General features: G+C 69.3%; 15 protein-coding genes. 6 read left to right on the forward strand and 9 right to left on the reverse strand.

Annotation, left to right across the window (positions count from 1 at the left end; translation table 11 throughout):
* Positions 1-211: 211 nt before the first annotated feature.
* From ACTMTI_RS39740 to ACTMTI_RS39750, 3 genes are all read right to left on the reverse strand, one after another.
* Positions 212-637: a hypothetical protein gene (locus tag ACTMTI_RS39740; protein ID WP_441125936.1), complete on the reverse strand. Its 426-nt coding sequence runs from the start codon at positions 635-637 to the stop codon at positions 212-214.
* Positions 638-806: 169 nt separating this feature from the next.
* Positions 807-1,229, reverse strand: coding sequence for a nuclear transport factor 2 family protein (locus ACTMTI_RS39745; protein ID WP_441125937.1), 423 nt, complete (start codon positions 1,227-1,229; stop codon positions 807-809).
* Between the two features lie 140 nt (positions 1,230-1,369).
* On the reverse strand, positions 1,370-2,173 hold the full coding sequence (locus tag ACTMTI_RS39750) for an aminotransferase class IV family protein (protein WP_441125938.1): 804 nt from the start codon (positions 2,171-2,173) through the stop codon (positions 1,370-1,372).
* A gap of 135 nt (positions 2,174-2,308) precedes the next feature.
* Here ACTMTI_RS39750 and ACTMTI_RS39755 point away from each other — a divergent pair, with 135 nt between their 5' ends.
* Together ACTMTI_RS39755 and ACTMTI_RS39760 are read left to right on the forward strand one after the other, a co-directional pair.
* Complete coding sequence (locus tag ACTMTI_RS39755; protein ID WP_441125939.1) at positions 2,309-2,653, forward strand: MerR family transcriptional regulator; 345 nt, start codon at positions 2,309-2,311, stop codon at positions 2,651-2,653.
* A 264-nt stretch (positions 2,654-2,917) separates the two neighbouring features.
* Positions 2,918-3,898, forward strand: a complete 981-nt coding sequence (locus tag ACTMTI_RS39760; protein WP_441125940.1) for a zinc-binding dehydrogenase — start codon at positions 2,918-2,920, stop codon at positions 3,896-3,898.
* A gap of 258 nt (positions 3,899-4,156) precedes the next feature.
* Here ACTMTI_RS39760 and ACTMTI_RS39765 read toward each other — a convergent pair whose 3' ends face one another.
* Both ACTMTI_RS39765 and ACTMTI_RS39770 read right to left on the reverse strand, forming a co-directional pair.
* Complete coding sequence (locus tag ACTMTI_RS39765; protein ID WP_441125941.1) at positions 4,157-4,324, reverse strand: hypothetical protein; 168 nt, start codon at positions 4,322-4,324, stop codon at positions 4,157-4,159.
* Between the two features lie 30 nt (positions 4,325-4,354).
* Positions 4,355-4,837 (reverse strand): DUF3237 domain-containing protein, encoded by a 483-nt coding sequence (locus ACTMTI_RS39770; protein WP_441125942.1) that lies wholly within the window; start codon positions 4,835-4,837, stop codon positions 4,355-4,357.
* 151 nt (positions 4,838-4,988) lie between these two features.
* On the opposite strand from ACTMTI_RS39770, the gene ACTMTI_RS39775 reads away from it, so the two are divergent.
* Positions 4,989-5,642, forward strand: coding sequence for a winged helix-turn-helix transcriptional regulator (locus tag ACTMTI_RS39775; protein WP_441125943.1), 654 nt, complete (start codon positions 4,989-4,991; stop codon positions 5,640-5,642).
* Positions 5,643-5,678: 36 nt separating this feature from the next.
* Here ACTMTI_RS39775 and ACTMTI_RS39780 read toward each other — a convergent pair whose 3' ends face one another.
* A complete protein-coding gene (locus ACTMTI_RS39780) occupies positions 5,679-5,816 on the reverse strand; it encodes an SDR family oxidoreductase (RefSeq protein WP_441125944.1) in 138 nt (45 codons plus the stop codon).
* Between the two features lie 26 nt (positions 5,817-5,842).
* Here ACTMTI_RS39780 and ACTMTI_RS39785 point away from each other — a divergent pair, with 26 nt between their 5' ends.
* Positions 5,843-6,181, forward strand: coding sequence for a cupin domain-containing protein (locus ACTMTI_RS39785; RefSeq protein WP_441125945.1), 339 nt, complete (start codon positions 5,843-5,845; stop codon positions 6,179-6,181).
* 169 nt (positions 6,182-6,350) lie between these two features.
* Here ACTMTI_RS39785 and ACTMTI_RS39790 read toward each other — a convergent pair whose 3' ends face one another.
* Positions 6,351-6,776, reverse strand: a complete 426-nt coding sequence (locus ACTMTI_RS39790) for a PPOX class F420-dependent oxidoreductase (protein WP_441125946.1) — start codon at positions 6,774-6,776, stop codon at positions 6,351-6,353.
* Between the two features lie 278 nt (positions 6,777-7,054).
* Positions 7,055-8,785 carry a tachylectin-related carbohydrate-binding protein gene (locus tag ACTMTI_RS39795; RefSeq protein ID WP_441125947.1) on the reverse strand — a complete coding sequence of 577 codons (1,731 nt, stop codon included), beginning with the start codon at positions 8,783-8,785 and terminating at the stop codon, positions 7,055-7,057.
* Between the two features lie 176 nt (positions 8,786-8,961).
* Here ACTMTI_RS39795 and ACTMTI_RS39800 point away from each other — a divergent pair, with 176 nt between their 5' ends.
* A complete protein-coding gene (locus ACTMTI_RS39800; protein WP_441126102.1) occupies positions 8,962-9,339 on the forward strand; it encodes a VOC family protein in 378 nt (125 codons plus the stop codon).
* A 58-nt stretch (positions 9,340-9,397) separates the two neighbouring features.
* Here the strand turns inward: ACTMTI_RS39800 and ACTMTI_RS39805 are convergent, their stop codons facing one another.
* Positions 9,398-12,511 (reverse strand): BTAD domain-containing putative transcriptional regulator, encoded by a 3,114-nt coding sequence (locus tag ACTMTI_RS39805; protein ID WP_441125948.1) that lies wholly within the window; start codon positions 12,509-12,511, stop codon positions 9,398-9,400.
* Positions 12,512-12,602: 91 nt separating this feature from the next.
* On the opposite strand from ACTMTI_RS39805, the gene ACTMTI_RS39810 reads away from it, so the two are divergent.
* The gene (locus ACTMTI_RS39810; protein ID WP_441125949.1) at positions 12,603-14,132 is read left to right on the forward strand and encodes an MFS transporter; all 1,530 of its coding nucleotides are present in this window, start codon (positions 12,603-12,605) and stop codon (positions 14,130-14,132) included.
* Positions 14,133-14,207: the final 75 nt, after the last annotated feature.

Raw genomic sequence — 14,207 nt, forward strand, 5'->3', positions numbered from 1 at the left:
CAGGCAATGCATCGCGAACACGGCGTGAGCTTCTCCCGGGATGCCCAAATAATGGGCACGATGGTCAAAAGATGGGCGCGCAGCGAAGAAAGCATCGATCGGAATAAGGCCGTTGTCAACGCGAATGGCACAAAATGTGGATCATTTGTGTCGAGGGCGATATGCCGGATCCCGCCTTGCCTCAAATCCGTCTGGCCGAGGACTGACACCTTCACGCCCGCAGAACGGTGACCTGCCGTCCCCTCGGGGTGCGGTCGTGATCGAACCGGACGCGCTCCTCCAGCGGCGACGCTTCAGGACGGCGATCGAAGACCACCAGGTAACCGGTGTCGAGATCAAGCCGGTCCAGATAGCGGTCGAGCTGTGCGAGCCCCTCGTCCACCGGATCCCGCTGACCGGGCCGCCACACCTTGAGCTCCATGGCCTCCCGCTGCACCTGCCGCTCGCCGTACGGCCAGCGCAGGTAGACATCCAGCCGCCCGGTGCCCGCCGCGTATTCCCTGTCGAGGAGGCCGCCACCATTGACGATTCGGTGCAGGTAGGCCATGAGGATGATCTGGCATGCGGCCTCGTGGTAGGTGGTGCCACGGACCAGCGTCTCGCCGTGCTGCTTCCAGAAGGCGGTGAACTCACGCAACAGCTTGAGCAGGTCCAGACGGCTGTCGGGGACGACGAAGGACCGCGAACGGTCCGGACGACGGCTTCCGCGCCGCTACCCAGCACGCTGCCCGCCAATTGCCCACCCTCGTGCGCGTCGTTTCCCGCATCTCGCGCGGCGGCAGGTCGTCGAGAATGGGCTGTCCCGGTTACTGCGTCGCCCGCCACTGGGTGTGGGTGTCGAAGACGGTCTCGAACCGCTGCGCCTTCCCATCCTGGAGGTGCCAGACATGGACGAACCTGAGGGCGGTCGCCTTCCCGCTCACCCGGTGCACGCCGCGGTACTCGCCCACGACGAACAGCTTGTCGCCCACCGGAGTGAGCTCGAAGGGGGTGAGCCCGAAGTCGGCCCAGTCCACGGCGATCGGCCCCATCGCCTTCTCGAGGACCTCGCCCGGGCCGTGGTAGGTGCCGCCGGTCGGGGCACCGGGGACCACCGTCCACGAGATGTCCGGCGCAAGGCGCTCGGCGAACGCCTGCAGGTCGCCCGCGTTCAGCGCCGAGTAGATTTCGGCGACGGTGCGGTGGTTGGCCCGCTCGGTCGGGGTGAGGGTCCTTGCGTCGGCTTCCATCACGTACAGCTCCTTGGTCGTCTGGCGTTCGTCCAGATGACACCGGAGGACTGCTCACTTCCCAGACCGCCCTGCCGCCGATTCCTGCCCATCCCCGGCCACCATGGCCGCAGTCCGCGGGTGCGGCAGGACCTGCGCCCTTATGGCGCCGTGAGTGGTTCGGCCTGGTAGGCCCGGTGCAGCACCTGCAGGAAAGACGGCGCTTCGGGCAAGGACACGGAGCCGATCCGATGTACGGCCACACCCGGCGTCCATGAGTTCATGACCACAGCCCCGGTCAGCGTCGGCAGGTCGGCGAGCGTGATCTCCTGGACGCGCTGGGGCACACCGAGGCGATCCAGTTGCCGGCGGACGATGGCCATCGTGGTGCCGCCCAGCATCTCGGCCTCGGGCCACACGACCGCAACACCGTCCCAGAAGGCCAGGTTCCAAATCGATCCCTCGCTGAGCCGGCCGTGGCGGTCGACGAAGGCGGCGTCATCGAAGCCTTGGCCGACGGCCTGATGGAGGAAGTACGTCTTGGCCACCTCTCCGACGTGCTTCACGGTGGGGAGGATCCGTTCGTACTCGATTGCCGCCAGCGCCAGCGGTCCTTGCGGGCCTGATGCGGCCGGTCCGGTGCGTACCAGCAGTTCGGGCTCCGCGTCGGCTCCTGCCACGGTGAATTCGCCCGCCGGGGAGTACACGGTGGCCGTCAGCGAGAGGTCGGCCGGGCCGGCCTGGAGTGCCGCCCGCAGCCGGGTCCGCACTCGATCGCCGGGCAATGCCTGACCGAACAACTCCATGGAGGCGGACCGCAACCGCTCCAGGTGCAGGTCGAGACCCCGTACCCGGCCTCCACGTACCTGCATGGCGGTGAAGTGGGCGTAGCCCGCGAAGGCGAGTGGCGCCAGCTCCTCGGCACTGGCCGCCTGGCCGTTACGGTGAACAACAAAAGTGGACATGCGTCACTCCTGGTAGAACGAAATCGAAGGGATCATTGATGATCGCGCGGACAATCTGCGCCGGAATGTCCGTTCATGAGACGACGTTAGGGGTTCACACCGATGGAAAGGTCAACCTGAGGTGGGGCGGATCACATGCTGATCGGGGAGTTGTCCCGGCGTACCGGGGTGAGCCCGAGGTTGCTGCGTTACTACGAGGCGCAGGGATTGCTCGACGTCGGACGTGGTACGAACGGCTACCGCTCCTACGGCGAAGATTCCGTGGTCACCGTGCGGCAGGTGCGTGCCTTGCTGAAGGCGGGGCTGTCCACCGAGGTGATCCGTTCCGTGCTGCCGTGTGCGCGGGGCGAGCGCCCGGAATTCGAGTGGTGCGCAGACCTGTGGGACATCATGAACGGCGAACTGGCGGCCATGGACGAGCGCATCGACGGCCTCCAACGTAACCGCAGCACTCTCGCCGGTTACCTGACAAAGCCCTGAGCCGCCACCAGCGGGCCCGGCACCAACCGACGTCCGTACCTACCCGGTGGACATACTCGGTGGCGCCGCCTTCGGAGACGACCCTGCGGCATTCAGAGGAGTACGGACATGCCCCACACGGTCTGCCGTAGACGCTTGGTGATCAGAGCGCCGGCGATGAAGTTGCCGCAGATGGGGCGCGGTGTCCGGTTCGAGATTTGACCTCAAGTTAAGTAGAGGTTGCAGAGTGGGTGTTCTTCAGCCGATTCACCGGAAGGAACGGTTATGCGCGCCGTCGTGCTGCACGTGTTCGGGCCCGCTGAGAACCTCCGCTATGAGACCGTGCCCGATCCCGTACCGGGGCCGGGCGAGGTCCGCGTCTCGGTGAGGGCCGCGGGAGTCCACCAGATCGAGACAGCGATGCGGGAAGGGCTGGCGATCGGTCCGCCGCTCCCCGAACTTCCGGCGATCTTCGGGGGAGAGGTGGCCGGCGTCGTCGAGTCGGTCGGGCCGGACGTGGATGAGGCGTGGATCGGCGCCGCGGTGGTGACCGCGCAGGGCAGGCCGGGGGGCTACGCCGAGCTCGCCGTCGCCGACGTCTCGTCCCTGCACCGGATTCCGGCCGGACTGGGGTACGAGGCCGCCGTCACCATGGTCGTCACCGGCACCACCACCGTCGGCCTGCTCGACATCGCCGATCTCACCTCCGACGACGTGGTCCTGATCACCTCCGCGGCCGGTGGCATCGGCCGTCTGGTCGTCCAGTTCGCCCGCCGCCTCGGCGCCACGGTCATCGGCGCGGCGGGTGGATCGGCGAAGACGGCGGCCGTACGAGAGCTCGGAGCCGACCTCGCTGTCGACTACAACCTGCCGGACTGGGCGGGCACCGTCCGCGACGCCTTGGGCGGGCGCGGCGTCACGGTCGTTCTGGACGGTGTCGAGGGCGACAAGGGGCGCGCCGCCTTCGGGCTGCTGGCCGAGGGAGGGCGCTACGTCACCATCGGAGCGGCCTCGCGGGAGGGGTTCCGCCCTGAGGAGACGGAGCTGAAGGAGCGCGGCGTGCGCTTCATCGACGCACTGGGGCTGCTGCTGGAGGGTCAGGACGCGGCCGCCGACGAGGCTCGCGCACTCGCAGCGGCCTCCGACGGGATTCTGGTGCCCGCCTTCCAGACCTTCCCTCTGTCGCAGGCCGCCGCGGCGCACGCCGCCCTGGAGTCGCGGGCGACGACAGGCAAGGTCGTCCTCGTCCCCGACGCCCACCGGTGAGGTACGGCCGGCGTAGTCCGGCCGAAGCAGTGGTCCCATGAAGGTGGTAAGCGGCATCACCAGGAGCGGACGTGCGGCTACTCGGTGCCGGGGGTCTTGCGCGTGGTCACGTTCATGCGGTTCCAGGTGTTGACCGTGAAGATCAGCGCGATGAGCTGGGCGACTTTTCCGCCTGGTTTGCGAAGTCGAGCACCCGGCGATGGAGGTGCCGTTTGAGGAGTGGTTCTCGGGCGGGCAGGAACACTCCGACTTCCGGTGTCATGAGTGACTCCTGGACCCGGCCGCCGCTGCGGCGGAGATCGCGCTCTGCGCCTGGGGGAGGTCAATGAAGGTGTCCTTGCGTTCGACCAGCCCGTTCTCGTCGAGCGTCACCACGTCGAGGCAGAGTGCCCTGACATTGGATGAGGGCGATGCGGTGGTGGGCATGGCGTGCCCTACCTCCTGTCGCTGGCCGGATTACTGGATGCTGTAGACGCGGTAGTTCACGTGGTTGAGGGACAGCTCGTTGACGGCGATGGCGACGGTGGAGTTCAGCCACGCGTAGCGGTCCGCGCCGGTCTCGAACAGCGGCGCGGACCGCGCGTGCATCTCGTCCCATCCGATGGTCTCGCCGGCCCACAGCCGGCCGATCGCCTCGTCCGGGAGCGAGGCGCGACCGGTGACGGTGACGAACACCAACTCGTCGTCATGGGTGCGAAGCGTCGCCCGGACGTCGAGGCGGGCGACGCGGTCGGAGCCGACCATGATCCAGTCGCCGCCGCCGGGTAAGAACTCGCCGCGCAGCCGCGGGCCCTCGACGGTCCCGCGGTCGATGACCGCGATCATGCGCGTGCCCAGTGGGGTGGCGAAGGTCTGCATGGTCTGGAACGTGATGGCGAAGTCGCACAGGTGCTCGACCGTGACCGCGGTGGTGGCTGGGTCGGTGTCGACGAGGGTCATGAGGCGTCCTCCGGGGCCGTTCGTGAGGGCGGCCCTTGTTGGGCGCCTGCCGCTGCACCACCTTCAGGCGATCACTTGGAAAAGTCAAGTTCTCGATCTGAATATCAGAGCGGACGCTTTGATTCTGAGAGACCTGCGGTAGGCTCTCGTCATGGCATCGCGGACCTACGGCCACTACTGCGCGGTGGCCAAGACACTCGACGTGGTCGGTGAGCGGTGGGCTCTGCTGGTCGTCCGGGAGCTGCTCGACGGGCCGAAACGCTACGTCGATCTGCTCGGCGGGCTCGCGGGCATCTCCACCGACATGCTCGCCACCCGCCTGAAGGCCCTGGAAGAAGCCGGGATCGTCAGTCGGCGCACGCTCCCCGCCCCTGCCGCGTCAAAGGTGTACGAGCTGACGCCGCTCGGCCGGAGTCTGCAACCGGCGGTGACCGAGCTGGCCCGGTTCGGCATGCGCCTGCTCGGGGAGCAGAGTGACGACGACGCCTTCCAGATCCACTGGATCACGCCGTCGCTGCGGGCGATGTTCCGGCCGGAGCGGGCCCAGGCCCTATCCCTCACCGTCGAGTTCAGAGTGGGCGCCGACGCCATGCACGCCCGCATCGCCGACGGCGCGCTGCACACCTGCCCCGGCCACGCCGACGCTCCCGACGCCGTCCTGACCTGCGCCGATGCCGCGACCCTCGCCGAGATCGGGCGTGATCCCGCCGCGTCACTCACCGCCGTCTCCACCGGCCGCCTCCACGTTCAAGGAAGCCCCGACGCCGTCCAAGCCACGAGAGAGCTCTTCGGGCTCGACCGCTAGGTCGGCGACCCATTCCAATCCCAACCTGAACGTCGCTCAGGTGATGGCCATGCCGCCGTCGACCACCATGTTCGCCCCGGCGATACAGCCGGCGGCCGGTGAGGCCAGGAAGGCGGCCAGGTGCCAGACCTCTTCGGCGAATACGCGGCCATGCCCTTCAACGGAGGCTCTCACCAACGACCTGTAGGTACGCTTCCGCCATGCAGATCATCGAAGGCGCGGGGGCGTGGACGCCGCTCGCCGCCGGAGCGGCCAACGACTGGGTGGAGCACCTGAGGGTGCCGGACCTGTCGGTGGGAACGTACTGCATCCCGGCCGGCGGGCGCGACGATCAGAGCCCGCACACCGAAGATGAGATCTACGTGGTCACTGCGGGGCGGGCCAAGATCGTGACGCCGGACGGTACGGCCGAGGTGGGCCCCGGTTCGGTCATCTTCGTGCCGGCGGGCGAGGAGCACCGGTTCGACGAGGTGACCGAGGACCTGGCACTGCTGGTGGTGTTCGGCCCGGCGTACGGCTCGCGCACGCCGGATCGGTGAGCCGCTCCTACGGCCCGGTCGGCTTCTGTCGCTCCTGCATCGGCTGACCTGTCTCGGGTGCTCTCATGTCGCCAGGTGCTCGCCGTGATCCGAGCTCTGCGTGAGGGGCGTAGGCGAGGTCGCCGCCGGCCTCACGTTTCGGTCATGGGAGCTGGGACATCTCCGCTCGCTAGTCGGCGACGGCTCGGTGGGCGACCACGTTGTCGATGTGCAGTCGTACGAGGCACTCTCCGGGGACGGCGTTGCGGGTGCCGAACTCCTGGGCGCGGTGGTCGCCCATGTATCGCCTGCCGATCTCGGTGGCCCACACCAGGAGTTCTTCCAGGTCGGGGGAGAGGGTGGCGCTGCCCTTGATGAGGACGTAGGAGTACGGCGGTTCCTGGTCGTCCACGCACAACGCGGCCCGGGGGTTATGGCTCAGGGCCTTGCCCTTGAGGCTGGTCGCCGAGGTGGTGAACACCACGTCGTCCCCGTCGAGCAGGAACCAGACCGGCGTGACGTGCGGCAGGCCGTTGGCCTGGGTCACTGCCAGTTTCCCGGTGCGTGTCCCCGTCATGACGAACTCACGCCATTCGGCGTCACTCATCCGATCCATGGAGCCACGCTACGCCATCTCGCGATCAACTCCAGTCGCGCCTACGCCGGTGAGGGTGAAGCTGCGCTCCGAAGGGCCCGCGCTGCCGTAGCGGCGAGGGCCCGGAGCCAGAGAAAGCTGATCGTCATGGACGACCGCACTTGTCGTCTCCTGCTGGGCGGGTAGCGCCTGCATCGTCCAGCCACATCGCCGCAGCTCACAAGCTGAGGTAAGCGAACTTGTTCCCGAAGGGAAGTGTGGGATTTTTGGCCGCGGGCGTTGGGGCGGTCGGGCGGAGGTCAGGCGCGCTTGGCCTTTCGCCAGGAGCGGTCGTAGAGGGTGGCGCTGTCGAGGGTCGAGGGGCCGCCTTCGTCGCCCAGCGTAGGGCCGTCGACCGATTTGCGGCTGGAGATGAACCGGTGTTTGCCGGTGGAGTCGATTCCCAGATAAATGCCGACGTGGTCGAGGGCTGTGCCGTCGTCCGTGCTGGCGTCCCAGAACAGCAGGTCGCCCGTCTGCAGGTCCGCGTAGGACGTGGGTTTGGCCGTACCGCCGTCGATCACGGTGATCCCCGGGGCGTTCTCGTCGGCCATTTGCACGGCTCGGCGGGGAAAGGCGGACTTGCTCAGTGTGTCACCGATGCCCAGGGGGTAGCCGGCGCGGTAGCCGAGGACCATTCTGACGAAACCGGAACAGTCCAGCGATTCCTTCTGGCGAGCTTCCGGGGGGTCGGTCTGGTCGTCGTAGGTCCATGCGAGGCCGAGGTAGTCGTTGAAGTCCGCGCCCTCTTCCCGGGTGCCGTCCGGGAGTAAGGGCCCGTAGTGGGCGTCGCCCGCGTAGAGCAGGCCATCGCGGACCTTGGCGGGGGCGCCCGCGAGGTACTGCGTGGCGATGTCCAGCAGGTCCTCGTCGGTCCTGGCGATGTTGGCCGCCGGCCATGAGGGCGCCCATGGCGCCGAGGGTGACCACGGCCCGGGTAGCACGCGGACCCAGGCCCGGGTCGAGACGGTCGCCTCGGTCGTCGTCTCGGCGAACTTGCGTAGCCGGCCGTAGGTGACGGCGGTTCGGGCGCCTTCCGTCAGGACAGCGCCGACCCGGCCCTGGCTGTAGTAGAGGCTCTGTCCGGATTTGCCGGGGGTGTAGCCGGTGAAGGACTGGTCCGGCGAGCAGGCGGTGGCGTCGGCGAACAGGGTGGTGAAGGAGGCGAATCCTGTTTTCAGCGGGCGGCGGTCCTGCCAGACGGGTGCCCCGGCCAGGGGATCGGCGTGGCGGTGCCACCACATCCGGCCGGCTGCGTCCAGCGCGAAGACGACACCCGCTCCGGCGCCGGACGGGCTGCGGTAGTCGTCCCAGCCTTCGCCGGTTACCAGCCCCGTGCCCGGACCGAAGGCGGTGCCGCCTGCGGCCGGGTCGGTGTGGTCGTACCAGCGGACGTGTCCCTTGGTGTTCACGCCGTACAGCGTGCCGTCGCGCCCGGTCATCAGCGTGGTGATCGCTGTCCAGCCCGAGCGGATGACCTTGCCGCTTCCCGGCGCCCACCGGGCCTCGCCGGTCGTCGGCGAAAGGTGGCGGTACCAGTGCAGGTCTCCGGCTTTGTCGAGGGCGTAGATGACCCCGGAGCCGGCCGACACGATGTCCACGAAGTCGCCCCAGCCGTGGCCGATGACCGTGCGCTCGCCGGGAGCCCAGCCGCGCTCGCCGGTCGCCGGGTCCAGGTGGCGGTACCACTTCAGGTTCCCGTCGGCGTCGACCGCGTAGATCACACCGTTGCCGCCGGAGAACACCTTGGCCAGCGTGTTCCAGCCGTAGCCGATCTCCTTGCCGCTGTCGGTGGCCCAGGAATCTGCGCCGGAGGCGCCGGCGCGGTGGCCGTACCAGCGCAGCTTGCCGTCCCCGTCGATGCCGTACACCGGCACGACCGCCGAGCAGCTCAGGGCGGAGGCGGCCACGGCCGGTCGTGGGGTGACCGCGGACAGCAGGGAAGCGCCGACGATTCCCGTGGCCAGGATGGCCAGGCGTGTACGGAGCATTTCCGCAACCTTCTTTCGATCTCATGCCGAGAGGGATTCCGCACGCGTCGATGCCGCCGGAATGATCGTAGGGGGAAATGATCTCGATGATGTCACTCCTCTCTTGGGCCAGGAGGAAGTCGCCGGCCTCACCGGTCGAGCGCATGGCGGGTGTTGAACGGGGTAATGGCAACCGCATGGCGTGCCGCATCAGTGAGTTGGTGATCGACTGCCGAGATCCCGAACGTCTTGCCGCGTTCTGGTGCGACGTGCTGGGCTACGTCGTTCTCGATCGGGTCGAGGGCAGCGTCGAGATCGGTCCTGAGGCCGAGGGCTTCGGCGGCCTCCAGCCGACGATCGTCTTAAGTCCGGCCGACCAGCCGAAGGCCGGCAAGCTGCCGCTGCATATCGACGTCAGTCCCACCGACCGCGACCAGGACGCCGAGTTGGAGCGCCTGCTGGCTGTCGGCGCCGTACCCGCCGACGTCGGTCAGACGGGCGAGGAATCCTGGCACGTACTGGCCGACCCGGAGGGCAACGAGTTCTGCCTGCTGCGTCGACGTTTGAGCGGCTAGGCATGCGACATCGCGGGAATCGCGACCTCCTTACCCCGGCTTCCGAGGGGTTGGGGCATCACTGCCTCGATCGCTCATCCTTCAGAACGATCTCGCCGAGCGGGGGGTTTCGCAGCGCGTCGCGACGGCCTGTTGCGGTGAAGGCGGCGGTGAAGGCAGGCTCGCCCATCGCCGCCAGCAGCCTCGAGGTGATCCGGTCGACGTCGCCGCGTTCGGCGTCGGGCAGCGGAGCGCCGGCGGCTTCCCTGGCCGCGGCGGCCTCGCCGAGCAGCCGGGCGGCCGGCTCGTGGCGACCGGCGAGCGACTCCGCCCCGGCCAGGCCCTCCTTCGCGAACGCGGCGGCCCGCGGATCGTTCGTCGCGCGGGCGGCGGCCAGGCCTTCCAGATGCAGCTCCCGGGCGGCCTCCGCATCGCCGCGCAGCTCGGCCACGAAGCCCAGCTCGGTGAGGATCAGAGCGACGCTTACGTCGGCGTCGAGCCGCCGTGACCAATCCAGCCATTTCCGCAGATATTGCTCGGCGTTGTCGAGTCTCCCCTGGCGTCGGGCACCGAGCGCGAGTCCGAGATCGGCGAACTCCTCCGCGATGGTGTCGGCCTGCTGGACGGCGAGCCGCGCGGCTCGGCTGTGGAGGTCGTCGGCCCGCGCGTGGTCTCCGGACAGAAGGGCGAGCCGGCCGAGGCCGGAGAGGTGCATGGAGACCTCGCCCCACAGGCCGAGACTCTCCGCGATCCTGAGCGCATCCCGATGCAGGCACGTGGCTCGCTCGTAATCCCCGGTGATCTCGGCGAGGTCAGCGAGGCCCTCGATCGACTTCAGCCGCCCCCATTCGTCACCGAGCTCACGGAAGAGCGCCATGCTCTGCTCGGCGGCGCTTTCCAGAGCCGCGAGGTCGCCACGGAACGTCGCCAGCATGGCTCGGGTGTTCAGCGCCGCGGCGATTCCCCAGCGGTCGCCGAGCGCGCGGAAGACGGGGATCGCCTGGTCGATGAGGTCCTCGCTGATGGCCAGATCGCCGATGCCGAACCTGGCGTACGCGAGCAGCCAGCGCGCCCTGGCACGCTCGCCGGGATCGGCGATGTCCTCGAGTACGGCAGCGCCCGGCGCGGGCACGTCGGAGGACATGGCCGCCTGCCAGATCCGCGCCTTCGCGCGAAGGTCGGGGGCGGCCTCCCCAGCTGCGGACAGGGCCGTCCCGATGGATCTGAGGGCCTCGGCCTTCCTGCCGCGGAGGTACCAGTACCAGCCGAGCGCGTTGACCAGGCGCAGCGCGAGCACGGCGTCGCCCAGCAGCAGCGCGCCGCGCAGGTTGCCGCTCTCCGCGTCGAGGCGCTCCAGCCAGGTGCGCTGGTCGTGGCCGCGCAGGTCGGCCCGTTCTGCGAGCTCGGCATAGTAGACCGCGTGCCGCCGCCGTACCTCGTCGAACTCGCCCGCCTCGACCAGGCGCTCGCGGCAATACTCGGCGACGGACTCCAGCAGGCGATACCGCCCGTCCGCCACGACGACCAGCGACCGGTCCACCAGCCGCATCAGCAGGTCGAGCACCTCCCCGTGCCGGACGCCCGCACCGGCGCACACCGCCTCCGCGGCTGCGAGCGTGCACCCGCCGGCGTGGACGGCGAGCCGGCGGAGCACGGTGCGCTCTGGTTCGCTGAGCAGTTCCCAACTCCAGTCGATCGTGGCGCGTAGCGTCCGCTGCCGCGCCGGCGCATCGCGCCGGCCCGAGGTCAGCAGCCGGAACCGGTCGCCGAGCCGGTCGGCGAGTTCCCGCACGCCAAGCCCGCGGACCCGGGTCGCGGCCAGTTCGAGAGCGAGCGGGATCCCGTCGAGCCGCCGGCAGATCTCCGCGACCACGTGTGCGTTGTCGTCATGGAGCACGAAGCCGGGGGCCGCACGTTCGGCGAACAGCCGTACCGCGCTGGACGCCCGCGGATCCGCCGCATCAGGATCGGGCAGCTCGAGCGGCGGCACCGCCCACAGCCGTTCACCGGCGATCGCCAGCGGCTCCTGGCTGGTCGCCAGGATGCGCAGGTCCTGTGCGCTCCGCAGGAGCCGCGCCGCCAGCGCGGCGACGGCCGAGATCAGGTGCTCGCAGTTGTCCAGCACCAGCAGCAACCGCCGAGCCCGTATGCCGGAGGCGAGACGATCAGCCGAGTCCGCGTACGTTCCGTCGTCACGGATGCCCAGAACCGCCGCGATCGTGTCGACGATGGCCGGCTCCCTGAGTGGCGTGAGGTCGACCAGCCACACCCCGTCCGCGTAGCCGTCGAAGAGCCCGCTCGCCACCTCCATCGCCAGCCTGGTCTTGCCGACGCCGCCGGGGCCGGTGAGCGTGACCAGCCGGGAGGAGGTGAGCAGGGACCGTACCTCCGCCACCGCCTCCGACCTGCCGATCAGCTCGTTGACCGGCGCGGGAAGGTTCGTCTGGGGTCGCGCCGAGTCGGCGTCCTGGCTGAGTATCGCCCGGTGCAGGTCGGCCAGCTCGGGACCCGGATCGAGCCCGAGCTCGTCGGCCAGGCGTTCGCGCAGGTCGCGATAGCTGTCCAGCGCTTCCACCTGCCGTCCCGACCGATACAGCGCGCGCATGTGCGCCGCGCGAAGCCGCTCGCGGAGCGGGTGCTCGGTCACGAGGTCCGCGAGCTCGGCGGCGAGCCGACCGTGCTCGCCCAGCGCCAGCCGTACCTCTGCCAGGTCTTCGAGGGCCACCAGCCGCTGCTCCTCGAGACCGGCCGCCGCGGCCCGCAGGAACTCCATGTCCTCGAACGCGGGCCCGCGCCACAGTGCGAGCGCGTCGTTCAGCAGGGCCGCGCGGTCCTGGGGAACGGCGCTCGCGTGCGCACGGGCGAGCAAGGCCTGGAACCGGCCCGCGTCCACAGCATCGTCATCGACGTCGAGCAGATAGCCGGGGCGGCGCGACACCACCAGCGCACGGCCGCCGGCTTCGGCCTCCGCCAACGCCCGCCGCAGCTGAGACGCCTTGGTCTGCAGGGTGCCGGTGGGATTGACGGGAAGGTGCTCTCCCCAGAGGTCGTCCACGAGCCGGTCCGCGGAGACCGCCCTTCCGCGGTGCGCCAGCAGTATCGCGAGCAGGGCGCGGACCTTGGCCTCCGGGACCTTGACCGGCTTGCCCTCGTCGGTCCACACCTCGAGCGGACCGAGCACCCCGAAACGCATGCTTGTCACCTTATGGCGCGCCAAAAGCGGGCCGTGAGTTCTCCGAAAGCCCCGGTCGGCAGCCTGAAGCACATCACTGCTTCTCGAAGGGATGCCTGTAATGTCAACGATCGCCCCCGCCAGGGCTGGATGGCGGCAATGGACCGGGCTGGCCGTCCTCACCCTGCCGACCGTGTTGCTGGCCCTCGATGTCACCGTGTTGTTCCTCGCCTTGCCGCACCTCAGCGCGGATCTTCAGCCGAGCGGCGCGCAGACCTTGTGGATCATGGACATCTATGGCTTCATGATCGCTGGGTTCCTTGTCACGATGGGGACCCTGGGTGATCGCATCGGCCGTCGCAAGCTTCTGCTGATCGGCGCGACGGCATTCGGGGCGGCTTCCGCCTTGGCGGCGTTCGCGACGAGCGCCGAGATGTTGATCGCCGCCCGAGCCCTGCTCGGGATCGCCGGCGCGACGCTCATGCCGTCCACGCTTGCTTTGATCAGCAACATGTTCCAGGACGAGCGGCAGCGGGGCTCGGCCATCGCGGTCTGGATGAGCTCGTTCTCGGGCGGGATCGCCGCGGGTCCGCTGGTCGGCGGGCTGCTGCTGGAGTCCTTCCGGTGGGGGTCGGTGTTCCTGATCGGCGTGCCCGTCATGGTCCTGCTCCTGGTGGCCGGGCCGCTACTGCTTCCCGAATACCGTGACGCGAGCGCCGGACGGCTCGACCTGGCCAGCGTCGCCCTGTCCCTGGCCGCCATCCTTCCCATCGTCTACGGCGTCAAGGAGGGGTTCGGCGTGGTCCCGATCCTGGCGATCGCGATCGGCGCTGGTTTCGGCGTCCTCTTCGTCCGCCGTCAGGTCAGGCTCGCCAATCCGCTGCTCGACCTCCGGCTGTTCTCCAGCCCGGGGTTCGGTGTGGCGCTCGGCGTGCTGCTGCTCGGTACGGTCGCGCTCGGCGGCGTGTACATGTTCATCACGCAATATCTGCAGTCGGTCCAGGCCCTCTCGGCCCTGGAGTCCGGGCTGTGGCTGCTGCCGGCGGCGCTGGCGTCGGTCGTCGCCTCTCTGGTGGCCCCCGCCATGACCAGCAGGTACGGTCCCCGCACCGTCGTCACCGTCGCCCTGGTCATAGCGGCGCTCGGATACGCGGCGCTCACCCAGGTGAACGCCGTCTCGGGGCTCGGAGTCCTGGTCGCCGGATTCATCCTCGTCTACATCAGCATCGGGCCGATCCTGGCCGTCGGCACCGACCTCGTCGTCGGCTCCGCCCCGCCCGAGAAGGCGGGGTCGGCGGCGTCCATGTCCGAGACCAGCGCGGAGCTCGGTGTCGGACTCGGCGTGGCGCTCCTGGGATCGCTGGGGGAGGCCTTCTACCGCAGTCAGATGGCCGGCGCATGGACCGCAGGGAGTGCGGCGGACAGCATCGCCGGTGCGATCGAGGCGGCCGAGCAGCTTCCCGCGCACGCGGGGGCCGCGCTGCTCGACCACGCCCGCGACGCCTACACCGACGGACTCAACCTGGTCAGCGGCGTAGCCGCCGTCGTCATGGCCGCTCTCGCCATCTTCACCGTGGTCAAGCTGCGCAAGAACCACCACACCGAAGAGGTCAGGCCGGCAAGCCGGGTCGGCGGGGCGTGACGACCGCAGGCCAGGACGTGCGGAGGGCGGCGACCGGGACGAGGGCGGCGTGCGGGGCCTGATCGCTTAAGTGGG

Source organism: Nonomuraea sp. H19 (assembly GCF_052068215.1).
Taxonomy (GTDB): Bacteria; Actinomycetota; Actinomycetes; order Streptosporangiales; family Streptosporangiaceae; genus Nonomuraea.